The organism is Microbacterium sediminicola, from assembly GCF_039531125.1.
In the GTDB taxonomy this organism is placed as follows: Bacteria; Actinomycetota; Actinomycetes; order Actinomycetales; family Microbacteriaceae; genus Microbacterium; species Microbacterium sediminicola.
This window is the reverse complement of sequence record NZ_BAAAPL010000001.1, coordinates 1,792,493-1,808,146: the sequence shown is the minus strand read 5'-3', so window position 1 is coordinate 1,808,146 and position 15,654 is coordinate 1,792,493. Positions and strand designations below refer to the sequence as shown.

The window sequence follows — 15,654 nt, the reverse complement described above, 5'->3', positions numbered from 1 at the left end:
TGCTCGCAGCCATCTCCCGCGCCAACCGCCCCGCCCGCGCCAGCGCCCGCGACCGCGCGACCTCCGCCGCAGCCAACACAGTTTCGGCTTCTTCGAACGCGGCAACAAGCGACTCCAGCTCGGCGGCCTCCGCCTCGCTGTATTCCACCACCCCGCTCGAAATCATGTGTCAATTCTGACAAGGGGGTCCGACATTGAAACGGGAAATCGGCCCCTCGCTGGAAAACTCGCATAATTCCTTTTCGGGGAGGAATACCCGCCCCCCGGAACAGAATCACCGGCGACCGTTTCGCCCCGACGACCCTCGCCCCCGGCATCCACGGCAGAATCAGACTCATGCCCACTGTCGCCGCATACGCCGCCACCTCCGCCACCGAACCGCTCGTCCCGATCACGATCGAGCGCCGTGAGACCGGTCCGACCGACGTCCTCATCGCCATTTGCTACGCCGGAATCTGCCACTCCGACATCCACACTGTGCGCGGGGAGTGGGGCGCCATCACCTACCCGCAGGTCGTCGGCCACGAGATCGCCGGTGAGGTCATCGAGATCGGCTCCGAGGTCACGAAGTTCGCGGTCGGCGACCGGGTCGGCGTGGGCTGCATGGTCAACTCCTGCCGCGAGTGCGAGAACTGCCAGGCAGGGATGGAGAACTACTGCCTCAATGTCTGCACCCAGACCTACGGTTCCGTCGACCGAGACGGCACGATCACCCAGGGCGGCTACGCGACGCACGTTGTCGTCGATCAGGACTTCGTGCTCGACATCCCCGAGAGCCTGCCGTACGACGCCGTCGCTCCTCTCCTGTGCGCGGGAATCACGACCTACTCGCCGCTCGCCCACTGGAACGCCGGCCCCGGCAAGAAGGTCGCCGTCGTCGGCATGGGTGGCCTCGGGCACATGGCGGTGAAGATCGCGGCCGCCATGGGCGCCGAAGTCACCGTTCTCTCGCAAACACTGTCAAAGCACGAGGACGGTCTGCGCTTCGGTGCGAGCCACTATTACGCGACGAGCGACCCGGCCACGTTCGCGGAGCTCGCAAACACCTTTGACCTCATCATCAACACCGTCAGTGCGCCGCTGAAGTTGGATGCCTACCTCGGGCTCCTGCGCCTGGACGGCACGATGGTCAACGTCGGTGCTCCGCCCGAGCCGCTGCCGATCCAGGTGTTCACGCTCTTCAACAACCGCCGTTCGTTCGCCGGATCTACGATCGGATCGATCGCCGAGACCCAGGAGATGCTCGACTTCTGCGCCGAGCACGGGATCGTCCCCGAGACGGAAATGATCTCGGCCGAGCAGATCAACGACGCCTACGAGCGCGTGCTGAGCTCAGACGTGCGCTACCGCTTCGTCATCGACGTCGCGACGATCTGAGCCGCGGGTTCGCCGACGCTAGGCGGACCGACGCAGCAGGAGGATCCCGTCCTCGAGCGTCGCGGCCTGGCCGTCGGGGCCGGTCGCCTCGCGTGGGCGGACCTCGCAGAGTTCCGTCTCCCAGACGCTCGGGTCGAGTGCGAGCAGCTCGAGCTCCTGCTCGGGTGTGAGCAGTCGTACGCCGTCGTCGTGCGCATGGCGCGACCAGGGAGGCGGAGCGGCGTGCGACAGCACCAGCAACCGCCCACCGGGCGCGACGCGGTCCGCGGCATCGCGCAACAGCCTGATGCGGGGAAACTCCGGGTCCCACGAGTGCAGGAAACTCGCGAGCACGAGGTCGAACGCGCCGTCGATGGATGCCGCACCGTCACCGACCACGAACGTCGCCGTCAGTCCGCGCTCAGCTGCGAGTTCGCCCGCCCGTCGGACTGCGGTGGGGGAGACATCCAGACCGGTCGCGTGCCATCCGTGCTCGGCGAGCCACAGCACATCGCCGCCCTCTCCCGACCCGATGTCGAGCGCCGTCCCCGGCGCCATGCCAGCCACCGTTGCCGCGACAGCGGCATTCACCCGCCCAGACCACACACGGTCTGCGGCGGCGTACCGCTCTTCCCAGGCCGCATGCATCGCGGCCGAGCGGTCGTCCGCAGCCGCAGCGGCGTCTTCGGCGACCATGCGTGTCAGCGGTAATTCACGAATTGCAGGTCGACATCCAGGTCTGCGGCTTTCAGCAGTCGGATGACGTCCTGCAGGTCGTCGCGGCTCTTGGACTGCACGCGCAGCTCGTCGCCTTGGATCTGCGACTTCACGCCCTTGGGGCCCTCGTCGCGGATGATCTTGCTGATCTTCTTGGCGTTCTCCTGCGAGATGCCGTCCTTGAGGGAGGAGCCGATGCGGTACTCCTTGCCGGAGGCGGTCGGCTCGCCCGACTCGAGGCTCTTCAGCGAAATCCCACGCTTGATGAGCTTGGACTGGAAGACATCCAGCACGGCCTTGGCGCGCTCTTCACTGTTCGCCTTGATGAGGATCTGCTCGCCGCTCCACTCGATCGAGGCGCCGGTGCCCTTGAAGTCGTAGCGCTGCTCGACCTCTTTGCGAGCCTGGTTGAGGGCGTTGTCGGCCTCCTGGTGGTCGACCTTCGAGACGATGTCAAAAGAGGAATCAGCCATCCCCCGAGTCTAGGGCGCGCGGGCGTTTCTAGACTGGGGAGACGGAGGTGCCATGCATTCGCTCACTCAGGAAGAACTGCGCGCGGTGTTCGTCAACGCCGCTCCCGACGAACTCAGCCGCATCGACATGCCGCTGAAGGCCATGACGACGGACTGGTATCACCTCGATTTCCTCGCGTGGCGCGACCCGGAGTTCCGCGGGCGCGGCTACCTCGTGGCCGAGGTCGACGGCCAGCCCACGGGCATCGTCGTGCGCGCCGCGGACTCCTCGTCCCGGGCGCGGTCGGGTATGTGCAACCTCTGCCACACAATGCAGCCCGGCAACCAGGTGTCCCTCTTCACCGCACGCAAGGCCGGGGATGCCGGCAAGCAGGGCGACAGTGTCGGTACCTACATCTGCGTCGACTTGTCCTGCCACGACAACGTTCGGTTGGCGGCGCCCCTTGCGCCCAGCGAGATCCGCGCGAGCGTGGACATGCGCATCGACGGCACGCGCCGCCGCACCGAGGCCTTCGTCGCCCGGGTCCTTGAGGAGGCGGCGTGACGATCGTGGTGGGTGCCGCCAGGGCGGCGGGAGAGTCAGGGGTATGAACCGTGTCGTCGTCATCGGAGACGCCCTCATCGACGAGCTGCGCGACGAGAACGGTGTGCGCGAGTTCGTCGGGGGAGCGGGTCTCAACGTCGCCGTGGGCCTCCAACGCCTGGGGGTGCCCGCGACGCTGATCGCGATGGTCGGGGATGATGAGTCCGGCGTCCGCATCCGCACCGCCCTCGCCGACCACGGGGTGGAGCTGCTCGCCTGCACAACGCAGGAGTCCGGCCGCGCGGTGAGTGTCCGCGCCGACGGAGAACCGACGTACTCCTTCAACAGCGCCGCCGTCGCGCGGCGCGTTGAGTTCGGCGAGACAGAGCGGCGAGTGATGGCCGATGCCCCCGCGATCGTCGTCAGTTCGTACCCGTTCGACGATGAGGAGCAGGAAGATGCCCTCCTCCGAGCGGTCCGTGAGGCCGGTTCGCCGCTGATCGTCGACCCCAACCCGCGGTGGGGGCTCCTCCGGGACCGGGACGCCTTCGCCGCGGGACTCCTGCATTGTGCGGGTGGTGCGGACCTCGTGAAGATCGGTGATGACGATGCCGCGATGCTCTGGGGTGAGGATGTCGACGTTGCGGCGGCGCGCCTGCGCGAGGCGGGTGCACAGGCCGTGCTGGTGACCCGCGGCGCCGCCGGCGCGACGATCGTCGTGGACGACGGAGAGATCTCCCGGCCCGCGACCCCGCTATCGCTCCCGATCGTCGACACGATGGGCGCGGGTGATGCGACGCTCGCCGCGGCGGTCGCGGAGCTCGTGCGGACGACTCCCGCATCGCTGGCGGAGTGGGGGCATGTGTTGGAGGCGGCGATGGATGCCGCGGCCGCCACCTGCCGCGTCGCTGGTGCTCTTCTGCGGTCGCTGGCAGAGGTGCATTCAGCAGATCTTGAGGTTGCCGGCAGCTGACGGGCGAGTTGGTCGAATCCAAAAAGGCCTGGTAAAAGGGATATTTTTCCCCACAACTCCGAATCTTGAGCTTTTCTTGCGCTGGCGTTGAGGTTCTGCTGAGGTTCGTCTCTGCGGAACCTCACAGAGCCCTTGTGCCGTGCTGATTGTGCCTTGCGCTGCCGGGCGTAGCTTCCCGAGTGTCGGAGGGACAGCGAAGTCCGGAAGTCGTCCCCCGTGAGCGATCACACATCTAGGGAAGGCAAGACAATGAATCGCAATGCAAAGGCAGGCATCGCCGTCGGAGCGGCAACCATCCTCCTCCTCGGCGGCGGCGGCACGTTCGCGCTGTGGCAGAGCTCGACGACTCTCACCGCGACATCCGTCACCTCAGGTCAACTTGAGTTGTCGGACGCGTCCGTCGATGGCGAGTGGTACCGATACGTCGACGGGCAAGACCTCGCTGACTATGACCCGCTCACCGACGCCATCGACATGACGACGTGGACGATCGTCCCGGAGGACGAACTGATCTTCATCGCCGAGGTCGGTCTGACCGCCGAAGGTGGAGACCTGTACTTCACCGTGGACAGCACACTCGGAGGAGATGCCGCTGCCGATGGCTTCACGGTGGGGATCACTGTGCTCGAGGAAGACGCGGTCACTCCTCTCACCTCGATCACGGCGGCGAGCGGTCAGTTCACCGGCGTCGCCGAGAACGACACCGTGTACAACGTGGATGCCGCTGACGAGGTCGTCACCACGACCTTCCTGACGGGCGTGCCGGTCAGCTTCGATGCAGACAACACCGACGATCAGTCGGTGACGCAGAACCTGGCGGAAGCCGCGATCAACGTCAACCAGGTCGTTCTCGTCGGGTGAGTACCGACCCCGCGGGTGATGCCGGGGCGTGTGAGTCTCCGGTATCACCCGCTTCAGCCAACTGACGTAGGGAGTTCGCCGCACAGCGAGGGGGTGGAATCATGACCGGTCGATACAGCGCGGATCGCCTCGGGGCACACGCGAAGCCCCAGACTCAGCGCACGGCACGGCAGGCCATGAGCCTCGCGGGTGCCACAGCGGTCTCGGCCTCCCTCCTCGGCATCCTGACTGCTGGCTCTACCACGGCACTCTGGCAGGACGGCGTCACCCTCAACGCCGGCGCGGTTGTCTCGGGCACGATCGATATGCAGATCACCGGCACCCTCAACGACATCACCAACAGGCTGCCGGGGGAGCGCGTCGTCCAGCAGCTCACGATGACCAACGGCGGAGATGTCGACCTCGACATCTCCGCCGTGCTCGACGTCACGCCCACGAACTTCGAGGTCCGCTTCGAGATCACCGACACCGCCTGCGGCGCGGTGCTGTCGACACCTGCTGTCACCGCGGGCACGCCCGTCGATCTCGGTACCGTCACGATCGGTCACAGCCGCAACCTCTGCGTGGAGGTGACCGCGCTTGACGGCGTACAGCCCAGCGAAACCCTGACCGCGATCGCCACAGTGACGGGCGATCAGATCGTGGCAGGAGACCAACAATGAGACCGCGATGGGCGCTCAGCACAGCAGCGATCGGCATCGCGCTGACGACGCTCACGGCGTCGCCGGCAATGGCAGTGGCCGACGAGGGGAGTGGCAACATCTTGCTCAGCAACGACGGTGTGAGCTGGGGACCGAGCCTCACCGACCCTCTTTTCCCTTCGGGCACGCGAATCGTCCCCGGCGATTCCCTCGACGCCGATTTCTGGGTCAAGAACAACAGCGACACGAACGCATGGGTCTCGCTGCGGATGAACGGTCTGGAAGTGAGCTTCCCCCAGTACGCGCTGACGATGGCGGTGGCCTTGGACGGTGCGACGTCCGGACGCGCATTCATCGAAGGGGGGCAGTGCTACACCCTCGTTCCTGCGCGCTACATGACCCCCGGGCAAGCCCTCCACATCGACACCTCTCTCAGCTTCGACGCGATCAACAGTTCCCTCTCACAGAACAAGACCGCTCAGCTCGTCTTCACGGTGCAGCTGACCGAGGCTGTCGTCGCGGTACGGACTCCCGCAGACTGCCCCGTCGCGCCTGGGGTTACACCGGGCGGCGCGGCGGGTGGCCCCACCATTCCACCGTCCCCAGGCGCGACCACCGGAACGGATACGGCTCAGGTGGGCGGCGAGGTCACGACCGAGGTGTTCGGCCAAAACACGCGCGAGGGCGCCGAGCAGGATGCCGCGGCCGCCGCGCCGACGACTGCCGGCCCGCATCCGCGTGATCCGGTCATCTGTGGTGGCCGCATCGGCGCCGGTCTCGCGGATCAGTGCGAGCGACTGATCGCGCAGGGTGAGGGCATCGGTCGTACGCCTCTCTATCCGAACAGCGGCACCTTCGGTGCCTGGTGGGCGCTCCTGTTCGGCTTTGTCGCCGTCGGCGCACTCCTCACCTACCTACAACGCGAACTTCGTACACGTGACCGCACCATCGTCTGGGAGCACTGATGGCCGAAACCCGAGCAGAACTGAGAGCGCAGCGCGAGCGCGAGGCGCAAGAAGCCGCGACGTCGCGGGGGGACGCCCCTCCACCCCCATTCGAGGATGCCGCCCCCTTCGCCGAGACTCCCGCCACCGCGCGGCCTGTTGCGCCCTCCGAGAGCGTGAAGAAGGTAGCGGTCGACAAGGACGGTAAGAGGGAGAAGGGAATCTGGAGCTACCTCGGGATGGGGATCAGTGCCGGACTCCTGCTACTGGCCATCGCCGTCGCTGCGCTCGTCGTCGTGGTTCCGGCTGTGACGAACTCGGTGTCGCTCACCGTTCTCACCAACTCGATGGAACCGACCTACCCGCCGGGCACGCTGCTCGTCGTCACTCCGACCGACCCACAGGACATCCGCATCGGCGACGTCATCACGTACCAGCTCGTTCCCGGAGAGGCGACGTACGTCACACACCGTGTGGTCGCCGTCACACAGTCGACGAACGGGGACGTGAGCTTCACGACCAAAGGTGACAACAACGGCACGATCGACGAGGACCCTGTCATCGCCGACCAGGTCATGGGGCGCGTCTGGTATTCGCTGCCGTGGCTCGGATGGATCAACAATGCGGTCGCTGGCCTCGGCCGATCGTGGCTGATCGTCGGCGCTGCCGTCGCGCTGTTCGCCTACGCGGGGTGGATGTTCACGTCCGGCTACGTCAAGAAGCGTCGCGAGCGGAACCACAACGAAGAGGTTTTCGCCGCGACTGAACCGGAGAGATAGGCGTCACATGTATCGGTTCGCCCGGGCGGCATTCGCCGGCATCCTGGTGCTCGCACTCAGCATGGGTGTGGTCACAGCTGCCGTTGCCGCCTGGCGCGCGATCGCCGGGCTGGATATCAGCGCGTCAGCCGCGGCAACCGGAATCACTTCGACAGGCAACTATGCCGGCCTCGCGGTGACATACGACCCGGTTGCGGGAACGCTTGCGGGCGCGGCCGCGGTCGTCATCGAGAACACCGGAACGCGCGAAGCGTCGTACCTCGTCACGCTCTCGCCCCACGATGCGTCGAACGCGGGACTCGGCGCGGCGATCTCGGTGGCAATCGGCACCGTTGCGAACACGGGTGCCTGCACCGTCGCGGTGCCGCTCGGCGCCGAGCAGTCGGGAACGCTCGCCACCGACTTCGTCTACGACAGTTCGTCAACGACCCTCGCTGCCGGCGCCTCTCTCACGCTCTGCGTCACGACGTCGATGACCGAAGCGAACGCAGAGGCGCTGGATGACAACGGCATCCAGATCGACGCGACGACGGCGCTGCGGTACTCGACCCAGGCGGGGTGGCGTGTCGATTCGTCGAGCACCACGATCATCCAGCAGGTGGCCGAGGGTCTCTTGTTCTTCACCAACCCTGCTGGCCGATACACGATCAGCCTCCCCGCGGTGTCATCGTGTCTCATATCGACCACAAACAGTGGAACGACCGGCCCGGCCACGGGGCACAGCTGCACGCCGGACTGGCAGAACCAGTGGCGGCTTGCGTCGGTCGCAGAGAACGTCTGGACGATCACTTTCGCCACCAACGGCGGAAGTGACAACAGTCGGTGGACGACGGGATCGCCAATCACCACCTCGACCGCCGCCGTCACAGACGCACAGCGCTGGCAGGTGATCGCGCGTGGTGACGGCACCTATCGCATTGAGAACGTCGGCACCGGCCTGTGCGCAGCCCTGGGAACCAACCTCTACGGCTCCACGAACTTTTTGACGACCGCCACCTGTGACTCCGGAAATGCCCACCAGGGCTTTACCTTCACGCTCGTCGGGTCGCCGTTGCCCTCGCAGCCCCTGGCGACCACGTGCAGTGGCAATCAGAATTGGATGACGATCAGCTGGCCCGTCAACTCCGGGTATGAGGCCGAGGCCGACTATCGGATCTTGGTCGACGGCGTCCTGATCGGAACGCAAGACAACGGCTACTACACGACCCTGGGATTCGGCGCATCCTCGATCCAGACCCCGCTCACCACGATCAACACGCAGAGCGGATTGGGACAGAAGACGATCACCGTCGAGCAGTCCGTTGCGGGCAGCCAGTGGGCGACCTATGCGACCGGCTCCATCTGGCTCACGTACGCGAATGGCAATGGGAACGGCAACGGCAATGGGAACGGCAATGGAAACGGCAACGGTGGTGGTGGCAACGGTGGCGGCAACGGAACGTACTACCTGTCGTGTACCGCGTAACCGATCGCGCTGACCTGCCTGACGGCGTGGGCCCCTCAAGGGTTCACACCCGCAACGCTCGATCGAACTGAAAAGGGCCCCGCTGTCGCGAGACCCTTTTCACTCAGAGTGGCAGGTGAGGGATTCGAACCCCCGAAGTCTAAGACGGCTGATTTACAGTCAGATCCCTTTGGCCGCTTGGGTAACCTGCCAAGGCGCACCCGCCCAGCTTGTACAGTCGACCGGAGGCGCGATCAGCAATACTACCTCCCCTGCGGTGGTCACAGAAATCGCCCCGGACCCGCGCTCCGTCGCGCTCCACAGTGTCCCGAATCCACAGCCGATCACATAGGTCGGCATGCGAGGATGACCCCAGCACGCACCCGTCTGGAGGAGCCCGTGACCACTCTGCCCCCCGATGCCCCGCCGCCTGCAGCGCCGCCTGCTCCGCAGACTCCCGCGTACGCGGAACGCCCACCACACGCCCAGGCCGTGATCTGGGTCGCGTTGTCCGCACTGATCGCCGCCGCGTTCGTGTGCATCGTGTGGGTGCTGATCGGCCCCTCCGACGGCACGATCGGGCGAGCGCTCGCCACGATCCTGTTGCTCGCGGGCTTCTGCGGTATTGCGATTCTCGAGGCGCGGCTGGCACACAAGCGGCCCGCGTGGTTCGCCATGGCCAGCACGATCTCGTGGGCGGTGGCGCTGATCATCGGCCTGCTGCTGATCTGGATGCCCGCCCACCGGTGGGACGGCTACGACTTCGATCCCTTCGGCGCCGCCGAGCGACTGCTGCGCTTCCTCCTGGTGGTCCTGATCCTCCAGCTCGTCCTTCTGCACGCGCGCCTGTACCTCAAGGCTGCCGGGCGGTACGCCTCCACCTTCACCCGCGTGGTCGCCCCGATCACCCTTGGGTTGGTCGCGATCCTCGCGATCATGCTGATCTTGCCGTTGGTCTTCAATGAGTGGGTCTACTTCTACGACTTCTACTGGCGCGTGGTCGTGGCGATCACGATCCTCGCGGCGGTCGGCACCGCGATCATCCCCATGGTCACGGCGCTGTTCGGTGCGCGACCCGGTCCGCTCCTGGTCGCTTCGTCGACGGATGCCGCGCCCGCTCCGGCATCCGCTGGTTCTGGCCTTGCGCCCTGGCCGATGTTCATCGACGGGCTGACGCCGCTGCCGATGATGCCCGATGGCACCCCCGACTGGAATGCGTACCACACGGGCCACCCGACCCCCGGGGCGATGCTCTTCGCATCCCTGCCCGCCGAGCCGGTCGCCGCCGAGCCGGTCGCGGCGGAGACGGGGGGCGATGTGGCGGAGGCGGCACCAGCTGACGCCGCCCCGACCGAGCCCCTGGCTGAGGCAACGCCCGAGGAAGAGGACGCCTCCTCCTCCGAGCCGGGGAAGGACGCGTGACCGCCGATATCCCGGCACTGGAAGCGCTTGCTGTCGCGATCGCTCGCGAGGCGGGCGCCCTGGCTCGGCAGCGGCGCGAGGAGGGCGTATCGATCGCGGCGACGAAGTCCGTGCTCGCCGACATCGTCACCGAGGCGGATCGCGAGGTCGAGGACCTCATCCGCGAACGACTGCGTGACGCGCGTCCGAGCGACGGCTTCCTCGGTGAGGAATCCGGTGCCGAGCCGGGGACGAGCGGCATCACGTGGGTCGTCGACCCGATCGACGGCACCGTCAACTATGCGTACGGCATCCCGATGTATGCGGTGAGCATTGCCGCGGTGTCGGGGCCGCCGGTCGCGGGGGAGTGGACGGCGCTGGTAGGCGTCGTCTACGCGCCCGCCATCGACGAGCTGTTCCGCGCGACCAGGGGCGGGGGAGCATGGCTCGGTGACCGGCGTCTCGAGGTCGAGCCGGAGGTCTCGCCCGCTGGCGCACTCCTGGCCACCGGCTTCGGCTACGACCCTGCCACCCACGCCGGTGACATCGCGCGCGTGGCCCGCGTCATGCCGATCGCGCGGGACGTGCGGCGCATCGGTGCCGCATCCCTCGATCTGTGCTCGGTTGCCGCCGGACGTGTCGATGGATACTTCGAGCGCGGGCTCAAGCCGTGGGATCACGCGGCAGGTGCGCTGATCGTCGAGGAAGCGGGCGGGAGATTCGGGCTGCTGGAAGAGGATGACCGCGGGCGACCCCTCATCGTCGCCGCCGGCCCGGGGCTGTTCGAGCGCCTCGTCGTGGTTGCGCTCCCGTGATGTCCGGGCGTCCACAGTTTTCTCAGGTGCGACGTAGTACCGTTTACCGTATTGTTACTTTTGCCGCGGGCGCCCGAAACGCCTGAGGACGAACGTAAGAAGTGCCCCCCGACCCCGTGTCGTACCCGACGACCGAGAGCGAACCACCCGTGACATCCGACTCCCCCGCGGCAGAGAGCGCGCCATCGCGACGTTCCCGCCGCACCGCCTCCCTGTCTGCGCAGGCGGCTGAGGAGTCGACCCCGGAGGTCGTCGTCGTCCAGGCCCCGGCACCGCTCACCACCATTCCTGTGCCTGTGCAGGCCGGTGACCGCGCCCGTGCCCACAACACCGCAGATGTGGACGTCGAGCCCGCCGCACCGAGGGCGTCCAGCCGCCGGGCTGCGCGCCTCGCAGCGGCTGAGGCCGCCGCCGAAGCACGTCGTCTGGCGTCGGCCCCCGCGACCGAGCCGATCGACGCCGTCTTGGCCGAGGTTCTGACCGAGCCGGTCATCGATGCGATCCGCGACCCCCTCTCGGACAGCCCCGCTGTCGTAGAACCCGAGTCGGTTGCTCCTGCGGCCGCATCAGAGCCCGCGCTCGACGAGTTCGAGGCCGCGGTCCGCGCGCTTGCGATGACCGTCGAGTCGCCGATCGTCGTGGATGCCGAGACTGCCGCGCGCGTCATCGCCGAGACGGCTTCGGCGGATGACGGTGACGTCGTCGACGTCGTGGATGCATCCGCCGTCGGCCTGCGTGGGCGGATCGGATCCCGTTTCGGACGCGTATCGGGTACGACGAAGAACTCCGGCAAGAAGCTGCTGACGACATCCTTCTCCATCGGGGTCATGGGCACTGTCGGACTGCTCGCCGTGGGGATGACGACCCCCCTCGAGGCCGTCGCCGCGGCGAATGCCGCTGACGCGACTTCGGTCACCACCATCGTCGCGCTCACCTCGTCGGACGAGGACAGCACCGGCGAAGACATCCAGGCCTACGTCGCGCCCGCCGAGGCGACGACCACCGACCTGGTGCGAAGCGAGGGCTACGCCGCTGTCTCGCTCGCCGAGATCGCGGCAGAGTCCGGTGTGCGCGACACCTCAGATCTCTACACGAACAACACGGCATCCGCTGTGCAGTATCCGTTCCCTGTCGGTGTTCCGATCAGTGACGGGTTCGGCATCCGCTGGGGGTACCTCCATGCCGGTGTCGACTTCATCCCCGGCGGTGAGGGCGCGGAGATCCACGCGATCGCCGACGGCGTGGTGCGCGTGGCGACGGAGGCGGGCGCCTCCTACGGCGTGCACGTGATCATCGACCACATCGTTGATGGCGAGGTCGTCTCGAGTCACTATGCGCACATGCAGTACGGCTCGCTGCAGGTTTCTGTCGGCGATGTCGTCCACGTGGGCGATGTCATCGGCACCGTGGGGACGACGGGGCACTCGACCGGTCCCCACCTGCACTTCGAGATTCTGCTCAACGGTGTGACGCCGACAGAGCCTCTCACCTGGATGGCGGCGCACAACGTCGCCGACACCGTGGTCACGATGCCCGACGGGATTCTCGTCAGCGAGTGATCGCCGCGAGGATTCTTGCGGCCCTCGTCGCTCTGATATCCTCTTCTAGTTGCCTGCTCAGCAGGCTTCGCCCCGATAGCTCAGTGGCAGAGCACTTCCATGGTAAGGAAGGGGTCGTCAGTTCAATCCTGACTCGGGGCTCGCAGCATCCAGTTTCCAGCGGATGCCTCGCGGCAGGGTAGCTCAGTTGGTGAGAGCGCACGACTCATAATCGTGAGGTCGCGGGTTCAAGCCCCGCTCCTGCTACAGATCGAAGAAGAGGACCTCAGGGGGTCCTCTTCTTTCGTTTCCGGGCACGGGCGTGGCTGTCGTCGCGAATGGCCGAGGCCCCGGACGCGGGGTGGCCGGCGTGCGGAGGCGCACCCCGAGCTGCGTTCAGGAGGTGTCTGGGAACGCTCCCATATGCTTGACGGCGACTTCACATGACCACACAGCCGACCACCATCCCGTTCCGCCGCGATATCCAGGGGCTTCGCGCTCTCGCCGTGCTCGCGGTCATCGGCGCACACGCGCTCGGCTGGCCCGCAGGCGGCTTCGTCGGGGTGGATGTGTTCTTCGTGATCTCAGGGTTCTTGATCACGCGGATGTTGCTGGAAGAGGCAGCCGTTCGCGGACGCGTGTCGCTCCCGCGCTTCTACGCACGCCGCGCACGCCGTATTCTGCCGGCGGCACTGGTGACGCTCGCCGTCGTGACGGCTGTCTCCTTCGTGGTCTTCAACACGGCCCGCGCTCACCAAACGTTGTGGGACGCGATCTCGGCCGCGCTTCTGGTGTCGAACTGGCGCTTCGCAGCAGAACAGACGGACTACTTCCAGTCGTCGTCGCCGGTGTCACCGCTCCAGAACTTCTGGTCACTCTCTGTCGAGGAACAGTTCTATCTCGTGTGGCCGGCGCTTCTCGTGCTGGTCTGGCTCGCGCTCGCGGGGAGGGCGGCTCGATCCGCGCGCGGAAGGTGGGCGGTGGGGGTCACGTCGCTCGCGCTCGCGATCGCCTCGTTCTCGTGGGCCATGGGAGAGACGGCCGATCATCCCTTGTCCGCCTACTTCTCGACCTTCACGCGAGTATGGGAGCTTGCGTTCGGTGCGACACTCGCAGCTGCCGCTCCGGCGCTGGCGCGGCTGCCGCGCGGCATCGGGATGGCGCTGAGCTGGGTCGGACTCGTCGGGGTGTGCGCGTCGTTCGTGGTGATCGATCCGGCTATCGAAGGCTTCCCCGCGCCGTGGGCGGCGCTTCCGGTCGCGGCTGCGGGCCTGATTCTGATCGGAGGGAGCTCCGGTGGTCCGCGACAACGACACCTCTTCCCGCTGTCGAATCCCGTCACGGTCTTCATCGGCGACGCGTCCTACTCCCTCTACCTGTGGCATTTTCCGGTGATCGTGATCGCCGCTGCTGCCGTGCCCGCATCGCAGGCTGCGAGCTGGATCGTCCTCGCGGCCATTGCCATCATCGGCTTGGCTTCGTTCTTCATCGTCGAGCAACCACTGCGCCATGCGCCCTTCTTGGGAGGTAATCTCCCGCGTGCGCAGTCGGCGCCGGCGGATCCCACCGAGCACATGCCGCGCGTGGGAGCACCGACGGTTGCGGCGCCGACCGTCGGCTCGACCCGGCCGGCAGGGTGGGTTCCTGGCACTCGGTACTACCCGGGGAGTCCGCGACCGACGGCTTCGCCGATGGCTCGCCCCGTCGGTACCCCGTCGCATGTCATCGAGCCAGCGCCGCGCGTGCCCGTGTCGAATCTCGAGCCCACCGACCTCACGTCCGCCTCGGCTCGTGCGTCTACGTCCTACGCGGACTGGCGGGCCCGGTTCGGGGCCCAGGTCTTCCTCGCGGGGGCGGGGCTGGTGACCGCGACGCTCGCCGTGCTCCTTGTGCTCCAGCCGTCGTTCACCACAGCCGTCATCGGCGTCGGTGCGAACGTCGAAGAGCCCGTCACGGCAGATGATGCCGCAGCCGAACTCCAGGCAGACGTGGCGGCCGCCGTGATGGCGTCCGCATGGCCGGCGCTGTCGCCCTCGCTCGATGACGTCATGATGCGCGGGTCGGCTGCCAACCCGGCGCGTGACTGCTTCTCCCCTTCGGTCACTCCCGATCTCGGATCGTGCACGTGGGGCAACGACGCGGCCCCGACCCACATCTACCTCGTCGGCGATTCGACGGCCATGGCGTATGCGCCCGCATTCCGTGCGCTCGCGGAGGACAGCGGGGGAGCGATTCGCGCCACCACGATCGGTCTGTATGGATGCCGATTCACCGATGTGTTGGTCGACAATGACGACGACGCGGTCATGGCAGCCTGCGAGTCGAGAAAGGCGCTCGTCCGTGACGCGATCGTGCGCGATCAGCCGACCGTCGTCGTGACGTCAAACATCTTCACGCTCGGACACACCACGGCAGGACAGGACCTGTCTGCGACTGACTTGATCGCTGCGCAGGCAGCCGAGGAGGCCAGCTATGGCGTGCCCACGATCACGTTGGCGCCGCCGCCATCGGGTGCCAACCTGAGTGCCTGCTACCGGCCGGGCTCCTCGCCATTCGATTGCGCGGTCGCCATCGACCCGACCTGGCGAGAAATGAGCGATGCGGCCGCGGCGATCGGAACGTATATCGACTCCCTGCCCTTCAGCTGCTGGGAGGACGTCTGCCCGGCATTCGCGGGGACCATACCGACCAAGTACGACCAAACCCATCTCACCGTGGCGTACTCCGAGCGCATCGCGCCCTACCTCCTCGCCCAAATGCGGGCGACCGGTCTCGTTCCGTAGCGCGAGGCCCGACGCTCCGGCCAGAGCATCCGTGCGTCCGGTGGAGCGTTCGCGCGACACGCCCGAGGGGGGAGTGGTTTTGGTCGTGGCGCCGCGTGGGTTAGAGTAGAGAGGTTGCCCCGCAGCACCGCCGAAAGGTCAGGAGATGCAGGGAAACGAGCCTCCGGCGCCAGCTGTCGAGTGCATATCTGTGAGTTCAGATTCACAGGATGCCGATTTGACAGAAACTGCAGGAGAGCTAAGATTGAGAAGTTGCCCTGGTGGCTGGCTGTGAGGCTGGTGTCGGGTGCATCCGATCCTTGAGAACTCAACAGCGTGCACTTGTCAAATGCCAAATAACCTCGTCCTGACCTTTTTGGTTGGGTGAGATTCCTTTGGATCAAAGTCCAGCCCTCTTTTTGGGGGT

The 15,654-nt window shown here is 66.6% G+C and carries 14 protein-coding genes and 3 tRNA genes; 14 read left to right on the top strand and 3 right to left on the bottom strand.

The genetic code is table 11. The annotated features are described in order from the left end of the window. Positions 1–336 precede the first annotated feature (336 nt). Entirely contained in the window at positions 337–1,377 is a 1,041-nt protein-coding gene (locus tag ABD206_RS08505; RefSeq protein ID WP_344071359.1) for an NAD(P)-dependent alcohol dehydrogenase, read from the top strand. 18 nt (positions 1,378–1,395) lie between these two features. Here the strand turns inward: ABD206_RS08505 and ABD206_RS08500 are convergent, their stop codons facing one another. After that, entirely contained in the window at positions 1,396–2,052 is a 657-nt protein-coding gene (locus ABD206_RS08500) for a class I SAM-dependent methyltransferase (protein ID WP_344071358.1), read from the bottom strand. A gap of 5 nt (positions 2,053–2,057) precedes the next feature. Continuing rightward, positions 2,058–2,546, bottom strand: a complete 489-nt coding sequence (locus ABD206_RS08495; RefSeq protein ID WP_344071356.1) for a YajQ family cyclic di-GMP-binding protein — start codon at positions 2,544–2,546, stop codon at positions 2,058–2,060. 52 nt (positions 2,547–2,598) lie between these two features. Here ABD206_RS08495 and ABD206_RS08490 point away from each other — a divergent pair, with 52 nt between their 5' ends. The 7 genes from ABD206_RS08490 (at position 2,599) to ABD206_RS08460 (ending at position 8,732) form a co-directional block, all read left to right on the top strand. Then, on the top strand, positions 2,599–3,090 hold the full coding sequence (locus ABD206_RS08490; RefSeq protein WP_344071354.1) for an FBP domain-containing protein: 492 nt from the start codon (positions 2,599–2,601) through the stop codon (positions 3,088–3,090). Between the two features lie 43 nt (positions 3,091–3,133). Continuing rightward, positions 3,134–4,042, top strand: a complete 909-nt coding sequence (locus ABD206_RS08485; RefSeq protein WP_344071351.1) for a carbohydrate kinase family protein — start codon at positions 3,134–3,136, stop codon at positions 4,040–4,042. A gap of 249 nt (positions 4,043–4,291) precedes the next feature. Further along, positions 4,292–4,903: an alternate-type signal peptide domain-containing protein gene (locus tag ABD206_RS08480; protein WP_344071349.1), complete on the top strand. Its 612-nt coding sequence runs from the start codon at positions 4,292–4,294 to the stop codon at positions 4,901–4,903. 101 nt (positions 4,904–5,004) lie between these two features. Beyond that, a complete protein-coding gene (locus tag ABD206_RS08475) occupies positions 5,005–5,565 on the top strand; it encodes a TasA family protein (RefSeq protein ID WP_344071347.1) in 561 nt (186 codons plus the stop codon). Then, positions 5,562–6,509, top strand: a complete 948-nt coding sequence (locus ABD206_RS08470; RefSeq protein ID WP_344071345.1) for a hypothetical protein — start codon at positions 5,562–5,564, stop codon at positions 6,507–6,509. Before ABD206_RS08475 ends, ABD206_RS08470 begins: the two co-directional genes overlap by 4 nt. Continuing rightward, the gene (locus tag ABD206_RS08465; RefSeq protein WP_344071342.1) at positions 6,509–7,267 is read left to right on the top strand and encodes a signal peptidase I; all 759 of its coding nucleotides are present in this window, start codon (positions 6,509–6,511) and stop codon (positions 7,265–7,267) included. Before ABD206_RS08470 ends, ABD206_RS08465 begins: the two co-directional genes overlap by 1 nt. 7 nt (positions 7,268–7,274) lie before the next feature. Continuing rightward, the gene (locus ABD206_RS08460) at positions 7,275–8,732 is read left to right on the top strand and encodes an RICIN domain-containing protein (RefSeq protein ID WP_344071340.1); all 1,458 of its coding nucleotides are present in this window, start codon (positions 7,275–7,277) and stop codon (positions 8,730–8,732) included. Between the two features lie 109 nt (positions 8,733–8,841). Here the strand turns inward: ABD206_RS08460 and ABD206_RS08455 are convergent. Next, positions 8,842–8,923 (bottom strand) — tRNA-Tyr (locus ABD206_RS08455). A 187-nt stretch (positions 8,924–9,110) separates the two neighbouring features. Here ABD206_RS08455 and ABD206_RS08450 point away from each other — a divergent pair. The 6 genes from ABD206_RS08450 to ABD206_RS08425 all read left to right on the top strand — a co-directional run bounded on the left by ABD206_RS08450 (position 9,111) and on the right by ABD206_RS08425 (position 15,248). After that, positions 9,111–10,133: a hypothetical protein gene (locus ABD206_RS08450; protein WP_344071338.1), complete on the top strand. Its 1,023-nt coding sequence runs from the start codon at positions 9,111–9,113 to the stop codon at positions 10,131–10,133. Beyond that, entirely contained in the window at positions 10,130–10,927 is a 798-nt protein-coding gene (locus ABD206_RS08445) for an inositol monophosphatase family protein (RefSeq protein WP_344071336.1), read from the top strand. The genes ABD206_RS08450 and ABD206_RS08445 overlap by 4 nt, the downstream gene beginning before the upstream one ends. Positions 10,928–11,076: 149 nt before the next feature. Next, positions 11,077–12,486: a M23 family metallopeptidase gene (locus ABD206_RS08440; RefSeq protein WP_344071334.1), complete on the top strand. Its 1,410-nt coding sequence runs from the start codon at positions 11,077–11,079 to the stop codon at positions 12,484–12,486. A gap of 69 nt (positions 12,487–12,555) precedes the next feature. Beyond that, positions 12,556–12,627, top strand: a tRNA-Thr gene (locus tag ABD206_RS08435). 31 nt (positions 12,628–12,658) lie between these two features. Then, a tRNA-Met gene (locus tag ABD206_RS08430) sits at positions 12,659–12,732 on the top strand. A 176-nt stretch (positions 12,733–12,908) separates the two neighbouring features. Beyond that, positions 12,909–15,248 carry an acyltransferase family protein gene (locus tag ABD206_RS08425; RefSeq protein WP_344071332.1) on the top strand — a complete coding sequence of 780 codons (2,340 nt, stop codon included), beginning with the start codon at positions 12,909–12,911 and terminating at the stop codon, positions 15,246–15,248. Positions 15,249–15,654: the final 406 nt, after the last annotated feature.

Coding starts and splice junctions, on each gene's coding strand:
- ABD206_RS08505 (WP_344071359.1), top strand. CDS start 337: ATGCCCACTGTCGCCGCATACGCCGCCACCTCCGCCACCGAACCGCTC.
- ABD206_RS08480 (WP_344071349.1), top strand. CDS start 4,292: ATGAATCGCAATGCAAAGGCAGGCATCGCCGTCGGAGCGGCAACCATC.
- ABD206_RS08495 (WP_344071356.1), bottom strand. CDS start 2,546: ATGGCTGATTCCTCTTTTGACATCGTCTCGAAGGTCGACCACCAGGAG.
- ABD206_RS08425 (WP_344071332.1), top strand. CDS start 12,909: ATGACCACACAGCCGACCACCATCCCGTTCCGCCGCGATATCCAGGGG.
- ABD206_RS08500 (WP_344071358.1), bottom strand. CDS start 2,052: ATGGTCGCCGAAGACGCCGCTGCGGCTGCGGACGACCGCTCGGCCGCG.
- ABD206_RS08465 (WP_344071342.1), top strand. CDS start 6,509: ATGGCCGAAACCCGAGCAGAACTGAGAGCGCAGCGCGAGCGCGAGGCG.
- ABD206_RS08490 (WP_344071354.1), top strand. CDS start 2,599: ATGCATTCGCTCACTCAGGAAGAACTGCGCGCGGTGTTCGTCAACGCC.
- ABD206_RS08485 (WP_344071351.1), top strand. CDS start 3,134: ATGAACCGTGTCGTCGTCATCGGAGACGCCCTCATCGACGAGCTGCGC.
- ABD206_RS08470 (WP_344071345.1), top strand. CDS start 5,562: ATGAGACCGCGATGGGCGCTCAGCACAGCAGCGATCGGCATCGCGCTG.
- ABD206_RS08460 (WP_344071340.1), top strand. CDS start 7,275: ATGTATCGGTTCGCCCGGGCGGCATTCGCCGGCATCCTGGTGCTCGCA.
- ABD206_RS08475 (WP_344071347.1), top strand. CDS start 5,005: ATGACCGGTCGATACAGCGCGGATCGCCTCGGGGCACACGCGAAGCCC.